Source organism: Lysobacter enzymogenes (assembly GCF_017355525.1).
Taxonomy (GTDB): Bacteria; Pseudomonadota; Gammaproteobacteria; order Xanthomonadales; family Xanthomonadaceae; genus Lysobacter; species Lysobacter enzymogenes_C.
Window position 1 is genome coordinate 3,694,974 of the sequence record NZ_CP067395.1, and the last position, 22,612, is coordinate 3,717,585.

24 protein-coding genes and 1 pseudogene are annotated in these 22,612 nt (G+C 71.1%); 8 read left to right on the forward strand and 17 right to left on the reverse strand.

Annotation, left to right across the window (positions count from 1 at the left end):
• The first annotated feature begins 380 nt into the window (after positions 1 to 380).
• From JHW38_RS15515 to JHW38_RS26000, 5 genes and pseudogenes are all read left to right on the forward strand, one after another.
• The gene (locus JHW38_RS15515) at positions 381 to 833 is read left to right on the forward strand and encodes a PH domain-containing protein (protein WP_207522239.1); all 453 of its coding nucleotides are present in this window, start codon (positions 381 to 383) and stop codon (positions 831 to 833) included.
• A 178-nt stretch (positions 834 to 1,011) separates the two neighbouring features.
• Positions 1,012 to 1,872: a DUF2167 domain-containing protein gene (locus tag JHW38_RS15520; RefSeq protein ID WP_207522240.1), complete on the forward strand. Its 861-nt coding sequence runs from the start codon at positions 1,012 to 1,014 to the stop codon at positions 1,870 to 1,872.
• Positions 1,869 to 2,573 (forward strand): hypothetical protein, encoded by a 705-nt coding sequence (locus JHW38_RS15525; RefSeq protein ID WP_207522241.1) that lies wholly within the window; start codon positions 1,869 to 1,871, stop codon positions 2,571 to 2,573. Before JHW38_RS15520 ends, JHW38_RS15525 begins: the two co-directional genes overlap by 4 nt.
• On the forward strand, positions 2,570 to 2,923 hold the full coding sequence (locus JHW38_RS15530; protein WP_207522242.1) for a hypothetical protein: 354 nt from the start codon (positions 2,570 to 2,572) through the stop codon (positions 2,921 to 2,923). Before JHW38_RS15525 ends, JHW38_RS15530 begins: the two co-directional genes overlap by 4 nt.
• Positions 2,874 to 3,035 (forward strand): annotated as a pseudogene (locus JHW38_RS26000) (DUF6053 domain-containing protein); the annotation flags it as partial. The gene JHW38_RS15530 and the pseudogene JHW38_RS26000, both read left to right, overlap by 50 nt.
• A gap of 38 nt (positions 3,036 to 3,073) precedes the next feature.
• Here the strand turns inward: JHW38_RS26000 and JHW38_RS15535 are convergent.
• From JHW38_RS15535 to JHW38_RS15550, 4 genes are all read right to left on the reverse strand, one after another.
• Positions 3,074 to 3,742, reverse strand: coding sequence for a response regulator transcription factor (locus JHW38_RS15535; protein WP_207522243.1), 669 nt, complete (start codon positions 3,740 to 3,742; stop codon positions 3,074 to 3,076).
• Positions 3,743 to 4,066: 324 nt separating this feature from the next.
• Positions 4,067 to 6,850 carry a TonB-dependent receptor gene (locus tag JHW38_RS15540; RefSeq protein WP_207522244.1) on the reverse strand — a complete coding sequence of 928 codons (2,784 nt, stop codon included), beginning with the start codon at positions 6,848 to 6,850 and terminating at the stop codon, positions 4,067 to 4,069.
• An 813-nt stretch (positions 6,851 to 7,663) separates the two neighbouring features.
• Entirely contained in the window at positions 7,664 to 7,897 is a 234-nt protein-coding gene (locus tag JHW38_RS15545; protein ID WP_207522245.1) for a hypothetical protein, read from the reverse strand.
• Between the two features lie 47 nt (positions 7,898 to 7,944).
• Entirely contained in the window at positions 7,945 to 8,301 is a 357-nt protein-coding gene (locus tag JHW38_RS15550; RefSeq protein ID WP_207522246.1) for an ArsR/SmtB family transcription factor, read from the reverse strand.
• A 347-nt stretch (positions 8,302 to 8,648) separates the two neighbouring features.
• On the opposite strand from JHW38_RS15550, the gene JHW38_RS15555 reads away from it, so the two are divergent.
• Positions 8,649 to 9,779, forward strand: a complete 1,131-nt coding sequence (locus JHW38_RS15555) for a glycosyltransferase family 4 protein (protein WP_207522247.1) — start codon at positions 8,649 to 8,651, stop codon at positions 9,777 to 9,779.
• Between the two features lie 19 nt (positions 9,780 to 9,798).
• On the opposite strand, the gene JHW38_RS15560 is transcribed toward JHW38_RS15555, so the two are convergent.
• Positions 9,799 to 10,023 (reverse strand): hypothetical protein, encoded by a 225-nt coding sequence (locus JHW38_RS15560; RefSeq protein ID WP_074871103.1) that lies wholly within the window; start codon positions 10,021 to 10,023, stop codon positions 9,799 to 9,801.
• Between the two features lie 409 nt (positions 10,024 to 10,432).
• On the opposite strand from JHW38_RS15560, the gene JHW38_RS15565 reads away from it, so the two are divergent.
• Positions 10,433 to 11,671, forward strand: a complete 1,239-nt coding sequence (locus tag JHW38_RS15565) for an MFS transporter (protein WP_207522248.1) — start codon at positions 10,433 to 10,435, stop codon at positions 11,669 to 11,671.
• A gap of 88 nt (positions 11,672 to 11,759) precedes the next feature.
• Here JHW38_RS15565 and JHW38_RS15570 read toward each other — a convergent pair whose 3' ends face one another.
• A complete protein-coding gene (locus JHW38_RS15570; protein WP_207522249.1) occupies positions 11,760 to 12,866 on the reverse strand; it encodes an acyltransferase family protein in 1,107 nt (368 codons plus the stop codon).
• Between the two features lie 418 nt (positions 12,867 to 13,284).
• On the opposite strand from JHW38_RS15570, the gene JHW38_RS15575 reads away from it, so the two are divergent.
• A complete protein-coding gene (locus JHW38_RS15575) occupies positions 13,285 to 14,568 on the forward strand; it encodes a hypothetical protein (RefSeq protein WP_207522250.1) in 1,284 nt (427 codons plus the stop codon).
• Between the two features lie 159 nt (positions 14,569 to 14,727).
• On the opposite strand, the gene JHW38_RS15580 is transcribed toward JHW38_RS15575, so the two are convergent.
• From JHW38_RS15580 to JHW38_RS15630, 11 genes are all read right to left on the reverse strand, one after another.
• Positions 14,728 to 15,552, reverse strand: coding sequence for a DUF6683 family protein (locus JHW38_RS15580; protein ID WP_343225428.1), 825 nt, complete (start codon positions 15,550 to 15,552; stop codon positions 14,728 to 14,730).
• On the reverse strand, positions 15,552 to 15,863 hold the full coding sequence (locus JHW38_RS15585; RefSeq protein WP_207522252.1) for an EscF/YscF/HrpA family type III secretion system needle major subunit: 312 nt from the start codon (positions 15,861 to 15,863) through the stop codon (positions 15,552 to 15,554). Before JHW38_RS15585 ends, JHW38_RS15580 begins: the two co-directional genes overlap by 1 nt.
• Before the next feature lie 161 nt (positions 15,864 to 16,024).
• A complete protein-coding gene (locus JHW38_RS15590) occupies positions 16,025 to 16,501 on the reverse strand; it encodes a hypothetical protein (protein WP_207522253.1) in 477 nt (158 codons plus the stop codon).
• Positions 16,502 to 16,550: 49 nt separating this feature from the next.
• Positions 16,551 to 17,342 (reverse strand): hypothetical protein, encoded by a 792-nt coding sequence (locus tag JHW38_RS15595; protein ID WP_207522254.1) that lies wholly within the window; start codon positions 17,340 to 17,342, stop codon positions 16,551 to 16,553.
• A 7-nt stretch (positions 17,343 to 17,349) separates the two neighbouring features.
• Positions 17,350 to 17,853 carry a hypothetical protein gene (locus JHW38_RS15600; protein ID WP_207522255.1) on the reverse strand — a complete coding sequence of 168 codons (504 nt, stop codon included), beginning with the start codon at positions 17,851 to 17,853 and terminating at the stop codon, positions 17,350 to 17,352.
• Positions 17,850 to 19,202: a FliI/YscN family ATPase gene (locus JHW38_RS15605; RefSeq protein ID WP_207522256.1), complete on the reverse strand. Its 1,353-nt coding sequence runs from the start codon at positions 19,200 to 19,202 to the stop codon at positions 17,850 to 17,852. The genes JHW38_RS15600 and JHW38_RS15605 overlap by 4 nt, the downstream gene beginning before the upstream one ends.
• Before the next feature lie 46 nt (positions 19,203 to 19,248).
• Positions 19,249 to 19,974, reverse strand: a complete 726-nt coding sequence (locus JHW38_RS15610) for a FliH/SctL family protein (RefSeq protein ID WP_207522257.1) — start codon at positions 19,972 to 19,974, stop codon at positions 19,249 to 19,251.
• 37 nt (positions 19,975 to 20,011) lie between these two features.
• Complete coding sequence (locus JHW38_RS15615; RefSeq protein WP_207522258.1) at positions 20,012 to 20,656, reverse strand: hypothetical protein; 645 nt, start codon at positions 20,654 to 20,656, stop codon at positions 20,012 to 20,014.
• Positions 20,653 to 21,453, reverse strand: coding sequence for a type III secretion system inner membrane ring lipoprotein SctJ (sctJ, locus tag JHW38_RS15620; RefSeq protein ID WP_207522259.1), 801 nt, complete (start codon positions 21,451 to 21,453; stop codon positions 20,653 to 20,655). The genes JHW38_RS15615 and sctJ overlap by 4 nt, the downstream gene beginning before the upstream one ends.
• A 29-nt stretch (positions 21,454 to 21,482) precedes the next feature.
• On the reverse strand, positions 21,483 to 21,908 hold the full coding sequence (locus tag JHW38_RS15625) for a hypothetical protein (protein ID WP_207522260.1): 426 nt from the start codon (positions 21,906 to 21,908) through the stop codon (positions 21,483 to 21,485).
• Positions 21,909 to 22,065: 157 nt separating this feature from the next.
• Positions 22,066 to 22,458, reverse strand: a complete 393-nt coding sequence (locus tag JHW38_RS15630) for a hypothetical protein (RefSeq protein WP_207522261.1) — start codon at positions 22,456 to 22,458, stop codon at positions 22,066 to 22,068.
• Positions 22,459 to 22,612: the final 154 nt, after the last annotated feature.

The window sequence follows — 22,612 nt, forward strand, 5'->3', positions numbered from 1 at the left end:
CGGCTCAATCGCGCCTCGCGCAGCGTTGAGCGCCCAGCGGCCTGAACGGTTAACTTTTTCCGCTGAACGAAGCGGGCCGAATCGCGTTTTCCGCCTTGAGATCGGCGCTCATCGTCGACACCATAACGCCCGGATGCCTGGCCACTTCGCGTTGCGACGGATCGCGACGAATCGACCGCAGGGACCTCAAGCGCCGGCGTCCACTCCCCGCTGCCGTCTGTCTTGCGCCCCAGGCCCGCTCGCGCGGGCCGCAGGCGCGCGGCCGGGTGCGCTACGCTGGCGCTTCGAGCACTCGCCCCGACCGGCCGGCCATGCAGCCGCAGCATTCGAAGCTCCCGAACTCGTCCGATCCGACGCATCCGCGCCGCTACCGCGTGCGCATGCCGCTGCTGTTCGGCTTCGGCGCTCTGACTTGCGCAGCGACCGTGGTCTTGGTCGCGACCGCCGTCTATCAACACGCGTGGACCGCCGTGACGGTCCTGACCCTGCTGTTCGGCGGCTCCGGCATGGCGCTGATGCTGATGGCCGCGCCGCTGGAAGGCGACGAGGACGGACTCACCGTTCGGCGTCTGCATCGGCACACACGCATCGCCTGGAGCGACATCGTCGCCGCGCAGGGCGATGCCGACCGGTTGCTGCTGCGCACGCGCGGATCGCGCGAATCGCTGCTGTCGTATTCGTATTGGCGCGGCGAGGACCGCAACGGGTTGTATCTGCTGATCCGCGAGAAATTCGCCGCCCACGGCACCGAGGTCGCGCCGCGCCTGCGCGCCTTCCTGCGCATGGACGAGGATTTCCTCCAGCCCCTGCCCCGGGACGACGACGCGACCTGAGCCGTCGCCGCGCGCGCCCGACGCCGCCGGTCGCCGCCCGACGCCATTGCCGATGTGACGCAGTGCCCATAAGCTGTCGCCGCCCGCACCGATCCAAGGACGCGATCGCGGGCCGGACGTAGGGGTACGTCCGTCAGCGTCTCTCACAGACGTTCATCGACACAGGGGATTCCACACCATGCGCAAGCGCCTGCTTTGCGTCCTGACCGCGCTCGCGCTGGCCACCGCCGCCGCGACCGCCGCCGCCCAAGATCCGGCCGACGCGCTGGCCAAACTCGCCTGGCAGATCGGCCCGACCCAGGGCGCCATCGCCGGCAAGGCGACGGTCAAGGTGCCCGACGGCTATGTCTTCCTCGGCGCGGCCGAGACCCGCAAGCTCAACGAGCTGCTGCACAACCCGCCGTCCGGCGACGACGAGTTCACCCTCGCGCCGAAGGACCTGCACTGGTTCTCGTTCTTCCACTACAGCGACATCGGCTATGTGAAGGACAACGAGAAGCTCGACCCCGACGCGATCCTCGCTTCGGTGCGCGAAGGCACCGAGCAGTCCAACGAGGAGCGCCGTCGCCGCGGCTGGGAAACCATGCACGTCGAGGGTTGGAGCTTCAAGCCGCAGTACGACAAGACCCTCAACAATCTGGAATGGGCGATCCTGGCCTCGGCCGAGGGCAGCAGCGAGAAGATCGTCAACTACAACACCCGCCTGCTCGGCCGTCATGGCGTGACCGAAGTGGTGCTGGTGTCGGATCAGTCCGGGCTTACCCAGGCGGTCGGCGAGTTCAAGCAACTGGTGCCGGGTTACGCGTTCAACGACGGCGAGAAGTACACCGAGTTCCGTCCGGGCGACCACGTCGCCGAGATCGGCCTGGCCGCGCTGATCACCGGCGGCGCCGCCGCGGTGGCGAGCAAGAAGGGCGTGTTCGCGGCGATCGGCCTGTTCCTGGTCAAGGCCTGGAAGCTGGTGCTGGTCGGCCTGGCGGCGGTCGGCGGCGCGATCGGCAAGCTGTTCGGACGCAAGAAGGATTCGTCCGGGCAATGAGCCCGCAGACGCTCCAGCTGCTGCTGGCGCTCGGCGTGTTCGCGTTCTATCTGCACGATTCGGCGCTGCTGCTGCATTACGACGAAATCGTGCTGACCCGGCGCGGCCGGCGCTGGTTCGCCAGCGCCGGCTCGGACACGCGGCTGGGCGGGCGCTATCTGTACCTGCCCGACCCGCTGCGTCCGGCCGCGCCGCTGTTCCGCGCCGGCTGGCTGGACGCATCGCAACCGGGCGAGCACTGGGCCGGCCTGGACCACTACCTCGCCGCGCTCGCGCGCTTCGCCGCGCCGTGCCGGCTGCTGTGGTGGCTGCTGCTGGTGGCGTTGCCGCTGATGCTGTGGCGCGCCGCGCATCCGACCGCGATGCTGGCGCTGGCCGCGGCGGTCTACGCCTGCGTGCTGTGGATCGGCCTGCGCCTGTGGCGGCTGCGGCGGGTGCTGGAACTGAGCCGGCGGCAGGCGCTGACGATGGCGTTCGAACTGCTGTGCTGCCCGCCGCATGCGATCAACGCCGTACGCCGGCTGTGCGAACGCCGCGGCCTGCGCAGCGAGGCCATGACCGCGGCGCGGCGCTTGCTCGGCCCTGGCCGAACGGCGACGCTGGCCGGCGAGATCGGCGAACGATTGGATTTGGCCCTGGATTTCCGCGGCGACGACCCGAGCCTGCTCGACGCGCGCCAACGCCTGGAGCGACTGCGATGACCTCCACCGAACTGCTCGTCGCCATCGGCGGCGCGGCCCTGGGTTACTGGTTCATCGCCGTGGCCTGGCCGCTGCTGCGCGGCCGCCGCGGCGACGATGCCGAGGCGCCCGGCGCAAGCCCGTTCGCGCCGGATCCGCCTTGGCACGAAGTGCTCGGCGTCGGCGCCGACGCCGAGCGCGCGATCATCGACGCCGCGCACCGGGCCAAGCGCGAGGAATACCTGCCCGAACGCGTCGCCCGCCTCGGCGCCGGCGCGCGGCGCCAGGCGCAGTGGCGTTTGATGGAGATCGATCGCGCGTATGCGACGGCGATGCGCGAGCTGGGGCTCGGGCGCGACGAACCGCGCTGAGCCGCTGCGCGGGTCGGGCTCGCGCGGCGGCGGCGCTTGGGCGGGAGGGACTTCAGTCCCGACGCTCTTGCGCCGGATCGCAGCGGTCCGAACTCAGAGCGTCGGGACTGAAGTCCCTCCCACCTCGAAGCCGGCGCTGCAACGGCCGCACTACTCCGCTTCTTCCGGCGGCGGCACGATCGCGCTCGGATCCAGCGCCAGCCTTCCTGCGATCAACACCGCCTGGGTGCGGTTGTTGGCGCCGAGCTTGCGCAGGATCGCGGTCACGTGCGCCTTTACCGTCGCTTCCGACACGCCCAGTTCGTAACCGATCTGCTTGTTGAGCAGCCCCGCGCCGAGCATCTGCAGCACCCGGAACTGTTGCGGCGTGAGGTCGCGCAACCGCTGCGCGGCCTCGTGTTCGTCGGCGTTCGCGGCCGGCGCGGCGATCGCCGCCGGCGGCGCCCAGCGGTCGCCGTCGAGGACGGTGGTGATGGCTTCGCCGAGCGTCGCCGCATCGGCGGATTTGGGAATGAAGCCGACCGCGCCGTGGTCGAGCGCGCGGCGCATCGTCGCCGGCTCCTCGCGCGCGGACACCACCACGATCGGCAGCTGCGGATGCAGCGCGCGCAGATGCACCAGCGCGCTGAAGCCCTGCGCGCCGGGCATGTTGAGATCCAGCAGCAACAGGTCGGCATCGGATTCGGCTTCGACCAGGGCGTACAGCGCGTCGACGCTGTCGGCCTCGCGCAGCGCCGCGTCGGGCAGCACCCGCGCGACCGCGCCGCGCAAGGCTTCGCGGAACAGCGGATGGTCGTCGGCGATCAGCAAGGTAGGCATGGGGCGGGCCTGTAGGTGTCGCAGGAATCGCAGGGCGGTGCGCTGCGGACGACGGGATGAGGACGATCTTACGTCGCTACCCGGCGTGGCCGGCTATTGGACGATGGGTGAAGGTCGGTGAAGCGCGGGTCGGCGCCGGCATGAACGGCGTCGCAGAAACCGCGATCGGCGCGCAAACGCGCCGCCGCGCGGACAAGAAAAGGCCCGTCCCGCGGGCGGCGGGACAGGCCGGAAACAGCCCTAAACGGCTGGAGAGCGGCTTACTGGAGGGTGGGCCGGATCGGGATACGGGCGGACAAGCCCCGGCCAGGCCGGGGCCCGGCCTCAATGGAAGTCGTACTTGACCCCCACGGTGAAGTAGCGGCCGATGGCGCCGCTGGAATGCATCGGGTTGTAGTTGATCGCGCCGTAGGTCAGCGGATCCAGCGGAGCGATCTTGTCGGTCAGGTTCTGGATCGAGCCGAACACCTCGATGCCGTCGACCGCGCGCCAGCGCCCGGACAGGTCGAAGGTGGTGAACGACGGGATCCGGCAGCCGCCGCCCGGCGCCGCGGTGCCGTCGGCGTAGCGGCTGGCGCAGGGATTGCCCTTCGCGGTGATGTTCTTGAAGCTCGAGATGTAGTTGACCACGCCGCTGAGCGAGAGCTTGCCGTATTCCCAGGTCGCGCCGAGGTTGATCTTGTCCTTCGGCGTGCCGATGCAGTTGGTCACGTCGCAGTTGCCGTGGGTGCCGGCGTATTCGAACGTGGTGCCGTCCTCCTCCTCGCGCTCGAAGGTGCTGATGTGGCTCCACTGCAGGTCGAGGTTGAGCCTGCCGCTGGCGCCGAGGTCGAAGCTCTGGCGCGCGTCCAGGTCGATGCCGCGCACCGTGGTCGAGGCCGAGTTGATGTAGTTGGCCTGCGCGGCGAGCAAGGTGCCGGAGTTCGGCACGCCGGGCAGGTTGTTGTCGCTGCGCACGGTGCGGCCGGCGGCGACCGCGGCCGAGGTCGACTCGACGTTGATCTCGTTGGTGCGCTTGATCTCCCAGCCGTCGAGGGTGATGGTGGTGTTGGCGGTGGGTTCGAACACCAGGCCCAGGGTGTAGCTCTTGGATTCTTCGGGCTTGAGGTTCGAATTCGGGCTGGTGATCACCGCGACCTGGATGTCGCAGTCGCGCACGCTCGCGCCCGGCGCCGGCGTGCCGCCGGGGCAGCGCACCGGATCGGCGGCGGCGGTGAACGCGGCCAGCCCGCCCTTGCCCGACTCGGCCGGATTCGGCGCGCGGAAGCCTTCGGCGTAGGTCGCGCGCAACGCCAGTTGTTCGAACGGCTTCCACTTGATGCCGATCTTCGGCGTGGTCGCGTCGTCGCCGCCCTTGTACTTGTCGTAGCGCACCGCGCCGGAGATCTCCAGGCTTTCCAGCACCGGCGCGACCAGTTCGGCGTAGGCCGCGGCGACTTCCTGGGTGCCGCTGTAGGCCGAATAGCCCAGGCCGATGATGTCGCCGGTGTCGGTGTAGGTCTGCGGGTCGAGTTCTGCCTTCTGCCGGCGCCATTCCGCGCCGAACGCGATGCCGAGCGAGCCGCCCTTGAGTTCGGCCAGCGAACGCGAACCCTTGACGTCGAACAGGTCCAGCGTGGTCTTGCCGTCGGCGTGGATGGTCGGCGAGATGTAGTCGTACAGCGCCTTCGAATTCAGCCCCGCGTTCTGGCCGATGCGCCAGTAGCCGCCGGGGCCGGTGCCGTTGGTCAGCGCGTCGCGCACCGCGCTGTAGCGCAGGAAGTTGTCGCGGGTGTTGGTCAGGTCGTTCTGCGAATGCAGATAGGCCACGTCCACGTCCCAGGCGCCGAGCGTGCCCTTGACGCCGGCGAGGATGCGGCTGAATTCGCTGTCGGTGCGGATGGTGCGCGGGCCGACGTCGAACGCGGCGTAGCGCAGGTTCACCGACTGGCCCGGGAACGGATTGTCGGGATGGTTCGGGCCCAGCACCACGGCGCTGTCGCCGGCGTCGCCGTTGATCGGCCCGCCCGGATAGCCCCAGGCGCCGGACACGCCCGAAGGCGTGTTGTGGAACGTGCTCTTTTTGCGCGAGTAACCGGCTTCGACGTACGCCTCGAACGTGTCGGACAGCGCGAAGGTGCCGCGGCCGAACAGGTTCACGTACTTCTCCTCCGGCGCCAGGCTGTTGAACTGGCCGGACTGCCACAGGCAGCCGCCGTTCGGGTCCTGCGGGGTCAGCGGCGACAGTTGCGCGCAGCCGGGCAGCGACATGTACTGGCCGGTGGTGGGGTTCTTGACGTTGCCGGCCGGCGAACTGGTCGCGTCGGTGCCGAGGATGTAGCCGGACATGAAGCGCTTGGTCTGGCTGTAGCCCCACGGGCGCGCGTCGCCGGTGCCGATCCACTTGCGGTCGCGGCGGTCGGCGACGCGGATCTCGTCGGTCTGTCCGCCTTCCAGATTGAAGTAGACGTTGTAGCGGTCTTCGTTGAGGTCGCCGAAGCCGAAGGTCACCGAGGCCTTGGCCTGCTGGCCGTCGCCCTTGCCGGACGCGCCGTAGCTGCTGCGCACCGACACGCCCTTGAACTCCTTGCGCAGGATGATGTTGACCACGCCGGCGATGGCGTCGGAGCCGTAGATCGCCGAGGCGCCGTCCTTCAGCACTTCGACCCGCTCGACCGCGTCCATCGGAATGACGCTGAGATCGGTGAACACTTTTTGGCCATCGTCGGCCAGGCCATAAGGCGCCATGCGCCGGCCGTTGAGCAGCACCAGGGTCGAACCGGCGCCGAGGCCGCGCAGCGACACGCCGGTGCCGCCGGCGGCGAAGCCGGTGCCGTAGGTGCGCGGCACCGAGCCGGCGCCGTCGACGGTCAGCGTCTGCAGGTATTCGGCCAGCGTCGCCTTGCCGCTGCGGTCGATGTCCTGGCGCGTGACCACCTGCACCGGCGAAGCGGTTTCCATGTCGCCGCGGCTGATGTTGGAGCCGGTGACTTCGATCCGGCCGAGCGTGGTGGTCGGCTCGGCGGCGCTGTCCTGCGTTTGCGCCTGCGCGGCGACCGGTGCGAGACCGGCGACGGCGGCGACGAGCAAGGCGCGGCGGATCGCGTGGCTGAGAGGGGCGTGCGGCATGATCGGCTGGCTCCTGATTGCGGTGGATTCCCTGGGGATCGCGGCGGGGCTACGGCAGTGTCGGCAACCTCCGCCGCCGTCGTTGTGCGCATCGCGCGCTGTCGCTGCGCGCGGGCATCGCGATCAATGTCCGGCGCTTGCGCGAACCGCTCGCGCAGCGATGCGCGGCGCGACTGGCGCCGACTGCGGCAGTGAGCCCCCTCGATGTTCCGATGCGTTGCGGATTCGATGCTGCGGACGCGGACGTCGCGCAGCGCCGATGCGCGGCGCACGCGTGAATCGACGTTAACGCGCCGCGTCGCAGCGGTACTTCGACGCAGTTCCGTTTAGCGCGCGCAAAACTTTGCGGAGTGTGTCGAGTGCGTTGAACGGATGCGCGCGACGATGCGCGCGGTGGCGATGGCCGCGGAATTTCGCTTAGCGCGGTGTGCGCGAAGCGACGGACGCGAGGGCGATTTTTTTGCGCCGCGATTGTGCGGATGCATCATCGGGAGTTACTGGATCGGCAAAGTTTCGTGGCGCAGGCGATGTGCGTTGCGTCGTGTCCGCGATTCGCGGAATGCGCTTTCGCTGTGACCGCTGATCGTCGTTCGCGCGCGGACGAGCGCGACGCTTCATCACGCATCGCGCTGAAGTCTCTGGATCCCCGCGTTCGCGGGGATGACGGTCTGGGAGCAACGCAACGAAACCCACCCACCGTCATGCCCGCGAACGCGGGCATCCAGGGCTTCATCCAGGCATGAGGCTGAGGTTCGTCGATCTGTCGCTTTCGCAGGGATGAACATGCGGAAGCCGTGCGGCGAATTCCGCGCGCTAAACCACCACGCCGTCTTCGTCGCGATCGCGCGTCGGCAACGGCATCGCGGGCGCGACCGATTCGCTCGCGCCCGCCGACGACGACCGCGCGACGGTGGTCCGGATCGCGCCGGCGAGCGGACTGGGCAGACAACAACACGGTGCGCGCGAAGACGCGCAGGGCGCCGCCGCAGCGGCGGCCTTGGCCGGCGCGGCGCGCCGGCGCGCGGGGCGGCCGGCGTCAGCGGCCATGCGCGCGCTCCGCGTGCGCGGCGGCCGCAGGCGCGCGTCGCCCGGCGTCAGTCGGGCAAGTCGTCATGCGCGGCCCCGGGGGCGGCCTGCAACTGGGCCAGGTAATCGTCCAGGCGCTGCAGGCGCTCGTCCCACAGCTGCCGGTATTCGTCGAGCCAGCCGGACACTTCCTGCAGGCGCGCGGTCTCCAGCCGGCACGGCCGCCACTGCGCGGCGCGGCCGCGCGCGACCAGGCCGGCGCGCTCGAGCACCTTGATGTGCTTGGAGATCGCCGGAAGGCTCATCTGGAACGGTTCGGCCAGTTCGGTCACGCCGGCTTCGCCGCTGGCGAGGCGGGCCAGGATCGCGCGTCGGGTCGGGTCGGCGAGGGCGGCGAAGGTGGTGCTGAGCGAATCGACGGACATGGCAACTGAACCGAGAGGTTAAATAACCGGGATAGTGAGCGCCCGGCGCGCGCAGGGTGTCAAGCCGGCCGTGAGGGTTCCGTCAGTCCTGCCGGCCGCGTCCGCGCGCCGTTCGTTCAGTCGATTCATGAATAGGCGTACTGAATTCTTACTCACGGAACCTCACTTCATCACATAATAACTGTGACGATGTTCGCACTAATGGAGAGGCGCTGACTCGGCCGCTTGTTCTCGTTAGTCGTATCCCGGCCAGGACCTGCGTCACCGATGAAGTCTCTCCACTCCAACGCGATCTTCGCTGCCGCGCGGCCCCCGCGCGCGGACGCCGCTGCGACTGCGGGGACCGCATGCGCATAGGCCTGGACTACCGCGCCGCGACCGCGGCGCCGGCCAGCGGCCCGGCCCGTCAGGTGCTGGCGCTGGAACGCGCCCTGCGCCGCCGGCCCGACACCGAGACGGTGCTGTTCACCGAAGCCCCGCTCGATCACCCGCACCGCGCCATCGCGGTCGCCGCCGACCTGCCCGCGCGCGCCGACGCCGACGCCGCGCCCCCCGGGCTGCGCCGGCGCTGGCGCTTCGAGGCCGGCTTCCTGCCGGGCGCGCTGCGCGCGCAGAAGGTCGACATCTACATCGCCGCGGCCGAGGGCGGCCTGCCGGTGTGGCGCAAGCCCGCGGCGGTGCGCCAGGTGCTGCTGCTGCACGACCTGTTCCGGCTGACCCTGCGCCGCCCGCGCTCGGCGCCGTGGCGCTCGCTGGCCTCGCGCCTGATCGACGAGGCCGCGATCGGCCATTCCATCGCCAGCGCCGACGCGATCTGGACGCCGTCGCGCTACACCACCGCCGAGTGCGGCCGGCTGTTCCCGGCCCACGCGCACAAGCTGTACGTGCTGCCCGACGCGCTGGCGCCGCTGCCGGCGCCGGCCGAGCGCAGCCGCCTGAGCCGGCCGCTGCCGCCGCGCTACTGGCTGCTGGTCGGCACGCGCGAGCCGCGCAAGAACGCCGACCTGTTCCTGCGCGCGTGGCTGGACGCGCGCCGCCAGCACTACGACACCCCCGACCTGGTGGTCGTCGGCTCGCCCGCCGACGTGCCGGCCGAGCTGCAGCGGCTCAGCGGCGTGCACTGGTTCGAACGCATCGGCGACGACGAGCTCGCGCGCCTGTACCTCGACGCCGAGCGCCTGTGGCAGCCGTCCTACGCCGAAGGCTTCGGCCTGCCGGTGCTGGAAGCGCTGGCCGCGGGCACGCCGGTGGCGGTCGCCGAAGGCGGCGCGCTGGAGGAAGTGGCGCCGGGCGACATGCCGCGCTTCGATCCGCACGACCGCCCGCAACTGGCCGAGCTGATGATCCGGCTGAGCCGCGAATCGGTGGTCGGCAACGCCGAACAGCGCCGCGCCTTCGCCCAGCGCTTCGCGCCGAACGCTTATGCCGCGCGCGTCGGCGCCTTGCTCGACGAGTTGCTCAAGAACAAGAAGAAGTGAACCCGGCTCCCCAGCCGGCTCACTCGTAGGGCGCGTGCTGCAGGCCCTGGGCGGCGATGATGCGGTTGATGTGCGCGACCACATGGCAGCGCTCGGTGCGCGGAGTGACGGTCAGCAGACGCTCGATCAGGCTGTCCACGCGCGGCCAGAACACCTCGTCGTCGCGCCAATGGCGGCGCCACAGCGGCAATGCCGCGCTGAGCTGGCACAGATCGCCGTCGAGTTCGGCGCGGGTTCGGTGCATCGGTTCGACTCCCCTGACAGCGGCGGGACCGGCCCGCCCTCGTTGACGCCTGAGCGGCCGCAGCCGCCGTGCTGAACTCGCCGTCGCCACCGGGGGATGCGGGACGGCCTCTAATGTACGAACGCAGACTGGGACCGTTGCCCCACCTTAGATCACCAAAAATATATCCAAAAAGTGACTGAAGTCACGTTGTTTACCCGGCATCGTGGTGTGCCAGGGTAGGAGGGGCGTGCAGCAAGGGGTGAGACCGAAGGAGTGGGCAGCGGGAAAAGCCGCTTTCGCCCGCTGCCCTGCGCCCGCTTCTTGCGCCTCAGCGTTCCACCCGCGACGCATTGACCTCAAGCAAGCCTGAGGTCGCAAGGTGGCGGCCATCGTCCCGATCCGGCCCGCTCCCGTGAATCCCATGCCCGTGTCCTCCCCCGCCGCCCTGCCCCAGGCCGAACGCACCGACTGGCAGGCGGTGGCCGCCGTGTTCGGCGCCGGCCTGATCGCCGCCCTGCAAGTCGGCAAGACCGCGATCGCCCTGCCCGCGCTGCGCGCCGACCTCGGCCTGGACCTGCGCGCCGGCGGCTGGCTGATGGCGGTGTTCGGCGTGCTCGGCCTGTTCGCCAGCGTGCCGGCCGGCGCGCTGGTGGCGCGGTTGGGCGACCGCCGCCTGCAGGTGATCGGCCTGGCCGCGATGGCGGTCGGCAGCGCGCTCGGCAGCCAGGTCCACAGCCTGGCGGCGCTGATGGCCACGCGCGTGCTCGAGGGCGCCGGCTTCCTGCTGTTCGCGGTGGCCGGCGCGAGCGTGCTGCAACGGCTGTCGCTGGCGCGCGACCGCGCCGTGGTATTCGCGATCTGGAGTTGCTACATGCCCGCCGGCATGGCCCTGGCGCTGGCCACCGGCGCGGCGCTGGACGGGACCGCGCTGGCCGGCTGGCGCGGCTACTGGGAACTCAACGCGCTGTTGTGCGCGGCGGCGGCGCTGGCGCTGCGGCTGGCGGTGCGCGCGCCGTCGGCGCAGGCCGCGCGCGCCGCCGCGCAGCGGCCGTGGCGGCAGATCGGCGCCGACGCGCTGGCGGTGGCCGGCGCGCGCGGCCCGCTGCTGCTGGCGCTGGCGTTCGCCCTGTACGCCTTGCAGTTCTATGCGCTGCTGAGCTTCCTGCCGACCCTGCTGATGCAGCGCATGCAGGTCGACGCCGCCACCGCCGGCCTGCTCAGCGGGCTGGCGATCGGCAGCAACGTGCTCGGCAACCTCGCCGCCGGCGCGCTGCTGCGGCGCGGCGCGCAGCGCTGGCGGTTGATCGCGCTCGCCAGCGTAGTGATGGGCGCGGCGGCCGCCGGCGCGTTCGCGTTGCCGCTGCCGGCCGTCGTCGCTTATGCCTTGTGCGTGCTGTTCGCGCTGGCCGGCGGCCTGCTGCCGGCCTCGGCGATCGGCGGCGCCGCCGAGCTCGAACGCGATCCGGGCCGGATCGCGATCGCGGTCGGCCTGCTGATGCAGGGCAGTTACCTCGGCCAGGTGATCGGCCCGTCGCTGTTCGGCAGCGTGGTCCAGGCCGCCGGCTGGGCGGCCGCTGCATGGCCGGTGGCGTTGGCGGCGCTCGGCGCGGTCGCCGCGGCGGTCGCGGTGCGCAGCAGCTTCGCGGCCGAGTCGGCGCGCGGCTGAGCCACGCGCCGGCGGTTCGAATCGGGCCGCGCGAGTCGGTGCCGCTCGAGTCGATATCGCTTGAACCGCTTCGCCGGAACCGCCGCGCTTAAACCGCCGCCGCTTCGGCCGCCGGCGCCGGCGCGCGGCGCCGGATCAGGCGTTCGCGCCAGCGCAGGAACGGCCGCTCGACCGCGTAGTGCAGGATCGCGCCGGCCGCCAAGGCGGCGCCGGCATACGCGAACAACGCCAGCAGCGGCCGCGTCTCCAAGGCCTCGCCGTACGCGCCGGCCATCAGCGCGAACGCGCCTTTGTGGACCAGATAGAGACTGAAGGACGCCGCCGCCAGCCAGGCCGCGCCGGGCACGCGCAGGCGTCCGGTCCAGCGCTGCTCGGACGCGCCGGCGGCGACCAGCAACGCCATTCCCAGCGACACCACCGGAAAGCCGAACACCGACGCGACGAAACCCAGGCGCTGCTGCGACAACGCGATCGCCGCGCCGACCGCGAGCGCGCCGGCCAGCGCCAGCCAGCCCGAATGCCGCATCAGCGCCTGCCACGCGCGCGGCCGGTACGCGCGCAACGCCGCCAGCGCCACGCCGAACAGCAGACCGTCCAGGCGCATCCAGGTCGGGTAGTAGATGCGTTCGACCCAATGGTTGGCGTTGTCGTCGAGATCGTTCCAGACCCAGGCGCGCAACGCGATTCCGGCCAGCACCAGCGCGACCGTCGCAGCCGCGCCTTTCCACAACGCCGGCCGCCGCGTCAGCGTAACCGCGAGCAGCGGGAACAGCAGATAGAAATGCTCTTCCACACACAGCGACCACGCATGCGAGAACGCCTTGTTGCGTTCGTAATCGATCAGCAGGTTCAGGGTGAAGGTGAAGAACTGCCAGCCCGACTCCAGCCCCGGGCGTTCGCGGAACGCCGGCCACAGCAGATACAGCGCGAGCACCGTCCAGAACGCCGGCAGCACGCGCAAGGCGCGGCGCAGGTAGAAATCCTTGAAATCGAGCGCGCGGCCCTGGCTCAGCGGCCGCAGCACCTGCCAGCCGATCAGATAGCCGCTGAGGGCGAAGAACAAGTCCACGCCCATCCAGCCGAACTGCGACATCGGCGACCACGACGAACCCAGGCCGGCGCCTTGGGCATGGAAGAACATCACCCAAACGATCGCGATCGCGCGCAGCAGATCGAGGCCGGGCAGTCGGCTCATCTTGATTCCAGGAGTTGGGGGAGCGTTGCGGAGGTCGGTGCCGCGTTCGCTTGACGACGTTGCATCGTGGAGAGCGGGCGCGAAGACAGTGTGCGCCCGCGCATCGCGCGCAACAAGACGATGTGCGCGCGCGGCGCGCCTGCGTTGCCACGTTTGCGCTGCGTTGCGCAGGCGCGCGCGCCGCGCTGCAATCTGCGTTTTCGGCAGTTGCAAGAATCTTTTATGGCGACGACGAACGTTGCCGCATTTCGGTTCCCGCGCACGCTGCGGCGCGCGTGTCGCCGACTTGCGTTGCGCATGCATTCGCGACGCCGCGCGCGCACCTAGGGCCAGCCCGAGGATGCCGCGCCCGTCCGCGCGCATTACCGTCGAATCCGGCGCCTGCGTACGGCAGGCGATTCGGTGGGCGGGTGCGGCCATGTCGGGCATCAACTTCGGCAATCCCTTGAGCGGTCTGCTGCCGGGCCTCGGCGGCTCCAAGCCGGGCCTGCCCGGCGGCCCGCAGCCGCCCGGGCTGAACCTGCCCGGCGGCATCGACGCCCCGCCCGGCCACGGCGGCCTGCCGCCCGGGCAGAACGGCCCCGACGGCCTGTCCAACCCCGGCGGCAACAACGGCCTGCCGGGCGGCGACCCGTATTCGCCCGGCGCCAGCGGGCCCGGCACGCCGACCGCCACGCCCGATGCGGTCAGCCAACCCAACGCGCCACTGCTGAACCCCGACAACCCCGCCAGCCGTCTGCTGCAGGGCCAGTCGCCGAGCGCGAACAACAGCAGCTACAGCAATCCGTTCAACGCCAACTCGCCGACCCAGTACCCGCCGCCGACCTTGTCCGAACGCGCGCTGGTCAACGCGCCGCAGTTCGGCGCCGGCGATCGGGTCGCGGTGAACTACGGGGTGATGCCGGCCAGCGGCAACGCCCAAGGCGCCGTCGTGCAAGGCCAGGGCCTGCCGCAGACGGCGTCCGGCGCGTTGCCGCCGAGCGTGGGCAGCGGCGCGGGCGCAGGCGCGGCCGCCAATTCCGCCGCGGCCGCCTCGACCACCAGCAATGCCGCGGCGCCGGCGCTGACCCTGGTCAACACCGCCACGCCGAACGCGGTCGCGGCCGCGCCGATGGCCGCGGCGACCTCGCAGGAGGCGCTGCTCGCGCAACAGAACCTGCTCGCGCGCATGGCCGGGCAACACGCGCCGGCCGCCGGCAACACCGCCGCCAACGCCGCGCCGCCGCCGTCGGAAACCTCGGCCACGCTGCCGGCGGTGGGCAGCAACGCGGCCCACAACGATCCGCGCTCGCTGCCGCTGGGCGGCAACGAACGCGCCGCGCAGCAACGCGGCGACGCGCCCAACAACGCCCTGGTCTACACCGGCGACGGCGCGCCGCGGCGCGCGCAACGGCGCGGCGCCGGCGTCGACAACGCCACCCTGACCCATTGGCTGTGGCGTTTCGGCCGCGGCGGCGCGCACCGCCCCAGCCGCGAAGCCGAGCCCGAGCTGGAAGCGCTGCGCGCGCTGCAATGGCTGTTCTGGGTGCTGACCGTGGTCGCCTACGCGAGCCTGGCGATGGCGGTGGTGCTGATGCTGCCGGCCGGCAGCCTGATCAGCGAACGCGCCAGCCCGGCCGGCAGCGGTTTGGCGCTGTTCCTGGCGGTGGTGGTCGCGGCCGGCGCGTGGGTGCTCGGGCGCAGGATCAGGCGCTCGCGCTGAGGGATCCGGCGCGTCGGCGCGCAAGGTCTCGGGCCGGAAGGTCCTTCCACGAGCGCGACCGCCGCGAACCGGGCCAGTGCGTGCGTTCGTGCGAGCGGCTTCGAGCCCGATGCGTTCGCTTCGGCTCGCCGCGCCGCCTCAGCGCGTCGCCGCGCTGCCTCAGCGCGCCAGCCCCGCCGCGCCGAAGCGATAGTCCTGCAGATCCAGCCCCAAGGTCCGGCGGATGTCCTCGCGCGCGGCGCGCGCGAACGCCGCCTGGGTCTGCGGATCCGGCGCGCGCGCGAACTGCTCCAGCTTCTCGTCCAGGTTCAACGAGCGGAACAGGAAATCGTCGGCCACCCATTGCCGCTGCGCCGGCGCCAGCCGCGCCAGCACGCCGTTGTCGGCGAACGAACCGCGCATCTGCTCGCGCAGCGCGCGCAGCGACTGCGCCGACGGCAGCGGCGCCTGGTGCACCAGCGCCCAGTTCACCGCGACGTGATAGGCGGCGACATCGGCGAGGTTGTCGTTGGACAGGCCGCGCGCCGGCAATGCGGCGGCGAAGCGGCGACGGTAATCGGCGCCGCCGGAGCGGCGGGCGAAATCCTCGGCGACGCCGCGGCTCTGCTTGCCCATCGCCGCGATCAGCGCCGCGCGCACGCGCTCGGTGGTGGCCGGGTCGCGCCGGAACGACAGGTCCGCCTGCGCGGCTTTCGCGCTCGCCTTTGCCGCCGGCTTGGCCGCGGCCGCCGCGCTGTTGCGCTGGCTCAGCGAGCGATTGATCGCCGCGTTGACCGCGGCGGTGCCGGCGGTGTTCTGCATCGCGTTCATGGACGAATTGAACGAGTCCATGTACGGCTGATAATCCTGCGCCATCGCCGGCGACGCGGCGACGCACAGCGCGACGACCGCCAGACGCGAACGCGCGCAACGCAGAAACGCGAAAGGAGCGAAGCCTCGCGGCTTCGCTCCCTCCGACTCGCGCCTTGGGCGCGAGCGCGCCATCAACCCTTGCGGGCGGTGTTGGCGTTGGTGTCGCCGATGGTCTTCACCACGTTGGTGAAGGTGTTCATCATCAGCTGGAATTCCGAGACCAGGGCCTGGGTCTTGAGCATGTCGCTGGGCTTGGCGTCGGCCGGCAGGCCTTCGATCGCCTTGGTCATCTGGTCGGCCTTCTTGTCGGCGAGCTTGCCGCACAGGGTAGCCAGCGCCATCAGCCAGCCGTTCTTGCCGCCGGCCTTGGCTTCTTCGGTCTTGTTCTGCACTTCCTGATTGGCCAGGGAGTTGACGAACAGGGCGTTCACGTCGTTGCTCATGATCTTCTCCAATGCGATGCGTTGTGCGAGATAGAGCGGTTCAGCCTTGGTCGTCGAGACCCGCCCCTGGTGTGATGCCATCTTCCGCATGGCCCCGGGTCGCAACAAGCTATGGCGTACCCTAGGTGCCGCGGCGCGAAAACCCGCGCCTGGCCTGCCTCTCAGCCCGCATTGCCCCAGGGATTGCGCGGCGCCGGCTTGCGCGACGCCGGCTGCGCCGGCGAATTTGCGACGGCGGTCGCGGCCTGGGCCGACTTGCGCGCGGCGTTGCGCTCGTTCAGCCATTGCGCCGCGGCTTCTTCGCCCTGCTCGCGGCGCAGGCGCGCGTACTCGTACGCGTCCTTGACCGATTCGCGGCGCAGCGGCTCCAGGGTCTCGTCGAAATTGCGCATTTGCGACTCGCGCTCGCTGGCGTCGGCGTCCGGCAGCATCGCCTCGACCGCGGCCGCCCAGTCGCGGCGCATCGCATCCGGGTCCAGTTCGGCCGGCGCGCTGAGGTCCTGCTGCGCCAGCGCCTCCTCGAAGTGCTGCATCAACAGGCGGCGGTCTTCGCCGTTGAGCTGGGACTGCTCCTGCAGCATGGTCTCGAACGAAGCGCGCAGCTGGCGGCGCTGGTCGTCGGCGGTCTGGTCGGTCATCGGTGGCGTTCCGTCGGTTGGGTGTAAGAGGCCGCGCGCGCCGGCGCGGTCAGTCGTGGTAATGCGGATCGATGCTGAGCTGGCCGAGGTTGCGCGCGGCGAAGCGGCGCATCAGCTCCGGGCCGGCGTCGCGGATCGCGTCGTAGCTCGAACGCGAGCGCGAGTCGGCGCGCAGCGTCCAGCCTTCGGCGGTCTTGCTCAACAGCAGGTCGGTGCCGGGCAGGGTCTGGTCGGACAGGCGCAGCAGCACCTGCCCGTCCTCGCCGTCGGCGCCGCCGCCGCTGACCGCGAGCTGGCGCACGTGGCGCTCGATCAGGTCGGCGAACGCGGCGGCGTTGGAGGTCGGCGCCGGCGCCTGCATCGGCGCGGCCTGCTCGGCGCGCATCGCCTGCTGCGCCAGCCACAGGCCGGATTGCTCCGACGACTGCTGGCCGGCGTCGCCGCGGTCGAAGCCGACCGAATAGCGCTGCTCGTCGCGCGATTTCTGCTCGACGGTCTGCTGGCGCGCCTGGCCTTGCGCGGCGTGGCTCTGCGCGGTCTGGTCCTGGGCGTACTGGTTGCGGCCGCGCTCCAGCGCGTTCTGCTGGCGGCCGCGCAGGGCCTGCGAAGCGGCGTCGCCGGCGGCGGCCTGCTGGCCGTCCTCGGGCGGCGCGCCGGGCGTGGTCTGCTCGCCCTTCTGGCCCAGCGCCTGGCGCTGCTGCATCAGGTTGCGGAACTGGTCGACCGATTCGGCCGGCGCCGGTTCGTGCGCGGCGAGGCGGCGCTCGGCCACCTGCGCTTCCTGCGCGGCCTGTTGCGCGCGCTTGGCGTCTTCGTTGGCGGAGTTGCGGATCGTACTCATGGCGACCTCAGAAGGGACTGCTGTCGTGAGCGGAGCGCTGGCGCGCGGCCAGCAACAGATCGGCGGAGAGCGCTTCCTCGCGCCGCTGGGCGATCGCGTTTTGTTCCTTGCGCCAGACGTCGCGGCGCTTCTCCAGCGCCTCCAGCCGCGCCTTGGCGCGGAAGAAGGCCTTGCGCGCCTCGTCCAGCGCGGCTTCGGCCTCGCGCAGCTTGCCTTGCGCGTCGGCCAGGCGCTGGCGCGCGGCGGCGGCGAGTTCGGCCAGGTGATCGATGTGCGCCTCGCGCTGCGACATCGCCATCGGCCACGGCACGCCCGGCGGCGGCGGGTCGAGCAGGCGCAGGCGCTGGCCGGCGCGTTCCTGCAGCAGCGACTGGATCTCGCCCTCGATCGCCACGCAGGCCTCGCGCCGCGCCTGCACCTGGGCCTGCCGCTCAACGACCAGCGCGCGCGCCTTCTCCAGGCGGTGCTCGCGCAGTTGCAGCAGGGTCGCCAGGGGAAAGCGCTGCTTCATCCGAACAACCTGCGCAGCGCGTCGACGGATTGCCTGTAGTCGGCCAGATCGTTGGCCGACTGCTTGAGCAGCTTGCGGATCGGCTCGATCTTCTCGATCGCGATGTCGGCGTCGGCGTCGCTGCCGCGCTTGTACTCGCCCAGTTGCAGCAGCAGCTCGATGTCCTGGTGCTTGGCTAGGTACTTGCGCAGCTGCCCGGCGGCGCGCTGGTGCGCGTCGTCGGCGACGCGCGGCATCGTCCGGCTCAGGCTCACCAGCACGTCGATGGCCGGGTAGTGGTAGGCGGCGGCGAGCTTGCGCGACAGCACGATGTGCCCGTCGAGGATCGAACGCACTTCCTCGGCGACCGGGTCGTCGCCGTCCTCGCCTTCCATCAGCACGGTGTAGAACGCGGTGATCGAGCCCTTGTCGTTGTTGCCGGCGCGCTCGAACAAGCGCGGCATCTGGCTGAACACCGACGGCGGGAAGCCGCGCCGCGCCGGCGGTTCGCCGATCGCCAGGCCGACGTCGCGCAGCGCGCGGGCGAAGCGGGTCACCGAGTCGACCAGCAGCATCACCCGCTGGCCGCGGTCGCGGAAGTACTCGGCGATGGCGGTGGCGACCCAGGCCGCGCGGCTGCGCTCCAGCGCCGGCCGGTCGGAGGTGGCGACGACGATGATGGATTTCTTCAACCCGGCTTCGCCGAGGTTGTCGTGGATGAATTCGTTGACCTCGCGGCCGCGCTCGCCGACCAGGGCGATCACGTTGACGTCGGCGTCGCCGCCGCGCGCGAGCATGCCGAGCAAGGTGCTCTTGCCGCCGCCGGCGACGGCGAAGATGCCCAGGCGCTGGCCGACGCCGGCGGTGATGACCGAGTCGATCGCGCGCACGCCGGTGGCGAAGGGCTGTTCGATCAGCTGCCGCGCCAGCGGATTCGGCGAGGCGGCGTAGATCGGCATCTGCACGGTCGGGCCGAGGCTGCCGCGGCCGTCGATCGCGTCGCCGTTGGCGTCGAGGATGCGCCCGAGCAGGCCGTCGCCGCAGCGCACCGAGGCCTGGCGGCCGGTGGCGACGACTTCGGTGTCGTGGGCGACGCCGTCGAGCGCGCCCAGCGGCGTCAGCAGGGTGTACTGGCGCGACACCCCGACCACTTCGGCGGCGAGGCGGAAATTGCGGTCGCGCGGGCTGCGCAGTTCGCACAGCTCGCCGATCATCGCCTTCAGGCCGGTCGCGCGGATCATGGTGCCGTAGGCTTCGGCGACCTTGCCCACGCGGACCACGCTGGGCACCCGCGCGAGCGCGGCGATCAGCGGGTCGATCTGCACCGGCGCGGGCGCCGGCTGCAGGACGGTGCGCGGCAGGCTGCTCATCGCGCCGCTTCCCGCGAAGGATTCCGCAACGCGGGCGCGCGCGGAATCATCCGCCGTGCTCCGCGCCGTACTCGGCGCCGGACAGGGCGATGCGGATCGCTTCGATCTGCTGGGCGACGCCGGCGCGCACTTCGCCGACTTCCGACACCACCACGCAGCTGAGCTTGTCCAGGCTTTCGTCGTCGACCAGTTCGATCACCCCGACCACCGGATGCGCCTGGCGCACCAGGCCCAGGCCCTTGGCGACTTCCTCGCGCACGCTGGGGTGCACGCGGATCAGCAGGAACTGTTCGGCCTGCGCCGCTTCCACCGCCTGCATGACCAGCGGCGGCACCACCGCGCGCGCGTCGAACTCCGGCGAGATCCGCGCCACGATCGCGCAGGCCAGCTCGGTCACGCGGCTGCCGGCGTCGGCCAGCACCCGCGCGCGGCGCTCGTTGAGGTCGGCCAGCTGCTGCGCCATCTGCAACTGCGCGCGCGCCAGGCCTTCGGCGAACCCGGCGGCGTAGCCGGCCTCGCGCGCCTGCTTGATTTCGTCGCCGGCCAGTTCGTACAGCTCGTTGACCCGGGCCAGCATCTGGTCGATCTCGGCGATCTGGTTCCACTGTTTGCCCGGCACCACCACCCCGGCCAGCGCGCGGTCGAACTGGCGGCGCTCGAACACCGCCACCGCGCCGCCGGCGCGGCCGTGGTCGCGCCGCGCCGTCAGCTCGGCGACGTTGCTCGCGCCGGCGGCGGACGGGACTTCCTGGCGGAGCGGATCGGCGGGCATGGCGGTTCCGTGGACTGCGGCGAAAGGAAAGGCGCGCTCAGGCCGTCAGCGGGCGCGCGCCGTGATGCGTATGCAGGCGCTCGACCACTTCGGGCGGCAGATGCGCGACCAGCGTCGGCGCGCTGTCGTGGACCTCGCGCGGCAGCAGCAGCCGGACCCAGTCGGCCAGGCCGGGGTCGCGGCGCTCGGCCCACAGCCGCAGTTCGGCGCGGCCGCGCAGGTCGAGCAGGAAGTACAGCGGCGCGTCGTCGTCCATGCGCAGGGCGCGGTCGAGGTTGTCGCCGAGCTGCAGGGCCAGTTGGTTCTGCACCTTGCCGTCCCAGACCTGGCTGTCGAGCGCCAGCAGATAGGAGTTGTCGAGCGCCTGCTTGAGCCGGCGCACCGGCTCGCGCCGCACTTCGGCGCGGATCGCCGGCGCATACGCCAGCGCGCCCAGGTCGCGCACCAGCCGCTCGACCCGCGCGCGCGGCCAGCGCAGCGCGGCCGCGGCGAAGCCCGCGCCCGGCTGCGGCGCCAGCAACGCCGGCGCGGCTTCGGCGGCGAGCCAGCCGCCGAGCAGGCGGCGGCCGAGCGCGCTGTCGCGCGCGGCCGCCAGCAGTTCCGGCGCGATGCGCTCGTCGCCGCGGCCGTGCCAGCTGGCATCGGTCTCGGTCAACACCGCGCGCAGCGCCGCGACGCTCATCCGTTCCACACTCCGCCGCGGGCGTTGCTCTGCGGCGGCGGCTGCGCGGCCGGGAACAGGCGCGAGCGCATGCGGCCGAAGAAGAACGCCACGATCGCCAGCAGCACCAGCGCGCCGGCGCCGATGATGACCGCGCTGAGGTCGATCGAGCCGAGCACCGCGTTGAGCGGGCCGCCGGCCTGGCTGACCTTCGGCGGCGACTGCACGGTGAAGAACTTCACCGTGACCTTGTTGACGTCGTCGAGGCCTTCGACGCTGTCCTTGACGAACACTTTGATGTCGGTCTCGCGGTCGCGCAGACTCTGGCCCGGGCGTTCGAAGATCAGCACCGAGGCCGAGGAGTCCTGGACGTTGCCGCCGAGCGGGTCGCGGTCGGGCAAGGCGATGTGCACGCGCGCCTCGACCACGCCGTCGATGCGGGTCAGGGTGCGCGACAGCTCCTGCGACAGGCCGTACAGATAGCGCGCCTTTTCTTCCAGCGCCGAGGACGCGAAGCCTTCCTTCTTGAACACGTCGCCGAGCGAGCGGTACTGCGCGCGCGGCAGGCCGCGCGAGGTCAGCACCTGCATCGCGTACGGAATGTCGCCGCGGTTGACCATGACCTCCCAGCCGGTCTTGCTCGGCGAGGGGTCCTTCTCGGCGGGGATGCCCGCGTCGAGCAGCGCCGCCATCAGTTCGTTGGCCTGCTGCTCGTCGAGCTGGCTGTACAGCGGCGTGCGCGTACACCCCACGATCAGCAGGCAGGCCAGCAGGGCCGCCAGAATCCTTAAAGCCTTGAAGCCCGACGCCCTACCCATGCATCCCCCGTGTTGGTGTGTCTTGCGTGTTACGACTGCTGGCGGAACAGCTGCTGGATGCCGTCGGACGTGCGGTTGGCGACGTTCGAGGTCAGCTGCGAGGTGAACATGAATTGATGGCACTTCATGGTCATCTGGATCATCTCGCCCGGGGTCAGCTCGGCCGCGTTGGCGGACATGCTCTGACTGACCTGGCCGATGCTTTCGGCGCCGCCGTTGAGGTTGTCCAGCGCCGCCAGCACCGCGCGGGTGCCCTGCGAAGGCTCGCTGGCGCCGGCCTGGGCGACTTGCCCCGCGCCTTCGGCGTGCACCCCGCCCGCGCCGCCCGGAGCGGCGCCGCGGTCGAACGCGGCCGCGAACTCGCGGATGTCGTAGGCCGAGGCCTGCGGCGACTGGGCCGGCGACGCGGCGGCCGGCTGCGCGGCTTCGGCCGCGACTTGGATGGCTTCGATCATGAACCTGTCTCCTGCAATAGGTTCGACAACATGAGGTCCGAACGAACGTTACGACGCACCGGCGCGGCGGATGCCGAACCCTGCGACGGCCGCGGGCGCCCGGATGCTCGATCCGGGCGCCGCGACGGCAGGCGGCAGACGTCGGGCCGCGCGCCGGTCAGTTCTTCGACGCCAGCTTCTCGATGCCCTGGGCGACCGAGTTGATCGAGGTCGAAGCGCTGTTGGAGATGAACTGCATGCGCAGGCTCTGCGAGGTCAGCGCGATCATCGACGAGGGCTGGTCGTCGCCGCCGCCGATCGAGCCCGACAGCTCGGTGATGCGCGAGGCCTGCGCGTCCATGGTCTGGCCCCAGGCGCGCGCCATCGACTCGTACCAGCTCGCCGAACCGCCGCCACCGCCGCCGCCGGCCGAAATGCCGCCGCCGCCGCTGCTGCCGCCCGCGCGCGAGCCCTTGCCGTTGCCGATCGCGTCGTTCTTGTTGACGTCGGCGATGAAGCTGGTGACCAGGCCGGCATTGCCGCCGGCGCCGTTGACTGCGTTGTTGCTCATGACGTCTCTCCTGCTCGTTTGCGGCATGGCCGCGCAATGGCGTGGAACAACGAATGGCACCGAAAACTTGACGCGTACTGCAATTCCGGACGTTTCAGCGGACGAAGGGTGCAGGGTGCCGAGGTTGGATTAAATCGGCGCCGTGCGGGCGAAA

Excerpts from the sequence above, each read along its gene's own strand:
- JHW38_RS15625 (WP_207522260.1), bottom strand. The coding sequence starts at position 21,908 with ATGATCGAAGCCATCCAAGTCGCGGCCGAAGCCGCGCAGCCGGCCGCC.
- JHW38_RS15530 (WP_207522242.1), top strand. The coding sequence starts at position 2,570 with ATGACCTCCACCGAACTGCTCGTCGCCATCGGCGGCGCGGCCCTGGGT.
- JHW38_RS15515 (WP_207522239.1), top strand. The coding sequence starts at position 381 with ATGCCGCTGCTGTTCGGCTTCGGCGCTCTGACTTGCGCAGCGACCGTG.
- JHW38_RS15535 (WP_207522243.1), bottom strand. The coding sequence starts at position 3,742 with ATGCCTACCTTGCTGATCGCCGACGACCATCCGCTGTTCCGCGAAGCC.
- JHW38_RS15560 (WP_074871103.1), bottom strand. The coding sequence starts at position 10,023 with ATGCACCGAACCCGCGCCGAACTCGACGGCGATCTGTGCCAGCTCAGC.
- JHW38_RS15615 (WP_207522258.1), bottom strand. The coding sequence starts at position 20,656 with ATGAGCGTCGCGGCGCTGCGCGCGGTGTTGACCGAGACCGATGCCAGC.
- JHW38_RS15555 (WP_207522247.1), top strand. The coding sequence starts at position 8,649 with ATGCGCATAGGCCTGGACTACCGCGCCGCGACCGCGGCGCCGGCCAGC.
- JHW38_RS15575 (WP_207522250.1), top strand. The coding sequence starts at position 13,285 with ATGTCGGGCATCAACTTCGGCAATCCCTTGAGCGGTCTGCTGCCGGGC.
- JHW38_RS15585 (WP_207522252.1), bottom strand. The coding sequence starts at position 15,863 with ATGAGCAACGACGTGAACGCCCTGTTCGTCAACTCCCTGGCCAATCAG.
- JHW38_RS15550 (WP_207522246.1), bottom strand. The coding sequence starts at position 8,301 with ATGTCCGTCGATTCGCTCAGCACCACCTTCGCCGCCCTCGCCGACCCG.
- JHW38_RS15590 (WP_207522253.1), bottom strand. The coding sequence starts at position 16,501 with ATGACCGACCAGACCGCCGACGACCAGCGCCGCCAGCTGCGCGCTTCG.
- JHW38_RS15520 (WP_207522240.1), top strand. The coding sequence starts at position 1,012 with ATGCGCAAGCGCCTGCTTTGCGTCCTGACCGCGCTCGCGCTGGCCACC.
- JHW38_RS15605 (WP_207522256.1), bottom strand. The coding sequence starts at position 19,202 with ATGAGCAGCCTGCCGCGCACCGTCCTGCAGCCGGCGCCCGCGCCGGTG.
- JHW38_RS15540 (WP_207522244.1), bottom strand. The coding sequence starts at position 6,850 with ATGCCGCACGCCCCTCTCAGCCACGCGATCCGCCGCGCCTTGCTCGTC.
- sctJ (WP_207522259.1), bottom strand. The coding sequence starts at position 21,453 with ATGGGTAGGGCGTCGGGCTTCAAGGCTTTAAGGATTCTGGCGGCCCTG.
- JHW38_RS15595 (WP_207522254.1), bottom strand. The coding sequence starts at position 17,342 with ATGAGTACGATCCGCAACTCCGCCAACGAAGACGCCAAGCGCGCGCAA.
- JHW38_RS15600 (WP_207522255.1), bottom strand. The coding sequence starts at position 17,853 with ATGAAGCAGCGCTTTCCCCTGGCGACCCTGCTGCAACTGCGCGAGCAC.
- JHW38_RS15570 (WP_207522249.1), bottom strand. The coding sequence starts at position 12,866 with ATGAGCCGACTGCCCGGCCTCGATCTGCTGCGCGCGATCGCGATCGTT.
- JHW38_RS15525 (WP_207522241.1), top strand. The coding sequence starts at position 1,869 with ATGAGCCCGCAGACGCTCCAGCTGCTGCTGGCGCTCGGCGTGTTCGCG.
- JHW38_RS15580 (WP_343225428.1), bottom strand. The coding sequence starts at position 15,552 with ATGGCGCGCTCGCGCCCAAGGCGCGAGTCGGAGGGAGCGAAGCCGCGA.
- JHW38_RS15610 (WP_207522257.1), bottom strand. The coding sequence starts at position 19,974 with ATGCCCGCCGATCCGCTCCGCCAGGAAGTCCCGTCCGCCGCCGGCGCG.
- JHW38_RS15545 (WP_207522245.1), bottom strand. The coding sequence starts at position 7,897 with ATGGCCGCTGACGCCGGCCGCCCCGCGCGCCGGCGCGCCGCGCCGGCC.
- JHW38_RS15630 (WP_207522261.1), bottom strand. The coding sequence starts at position 22,458 with ATGAGCAACAACGCAGTCAACGGCGCCGGCGGCAATGCCGGCCTGGTC.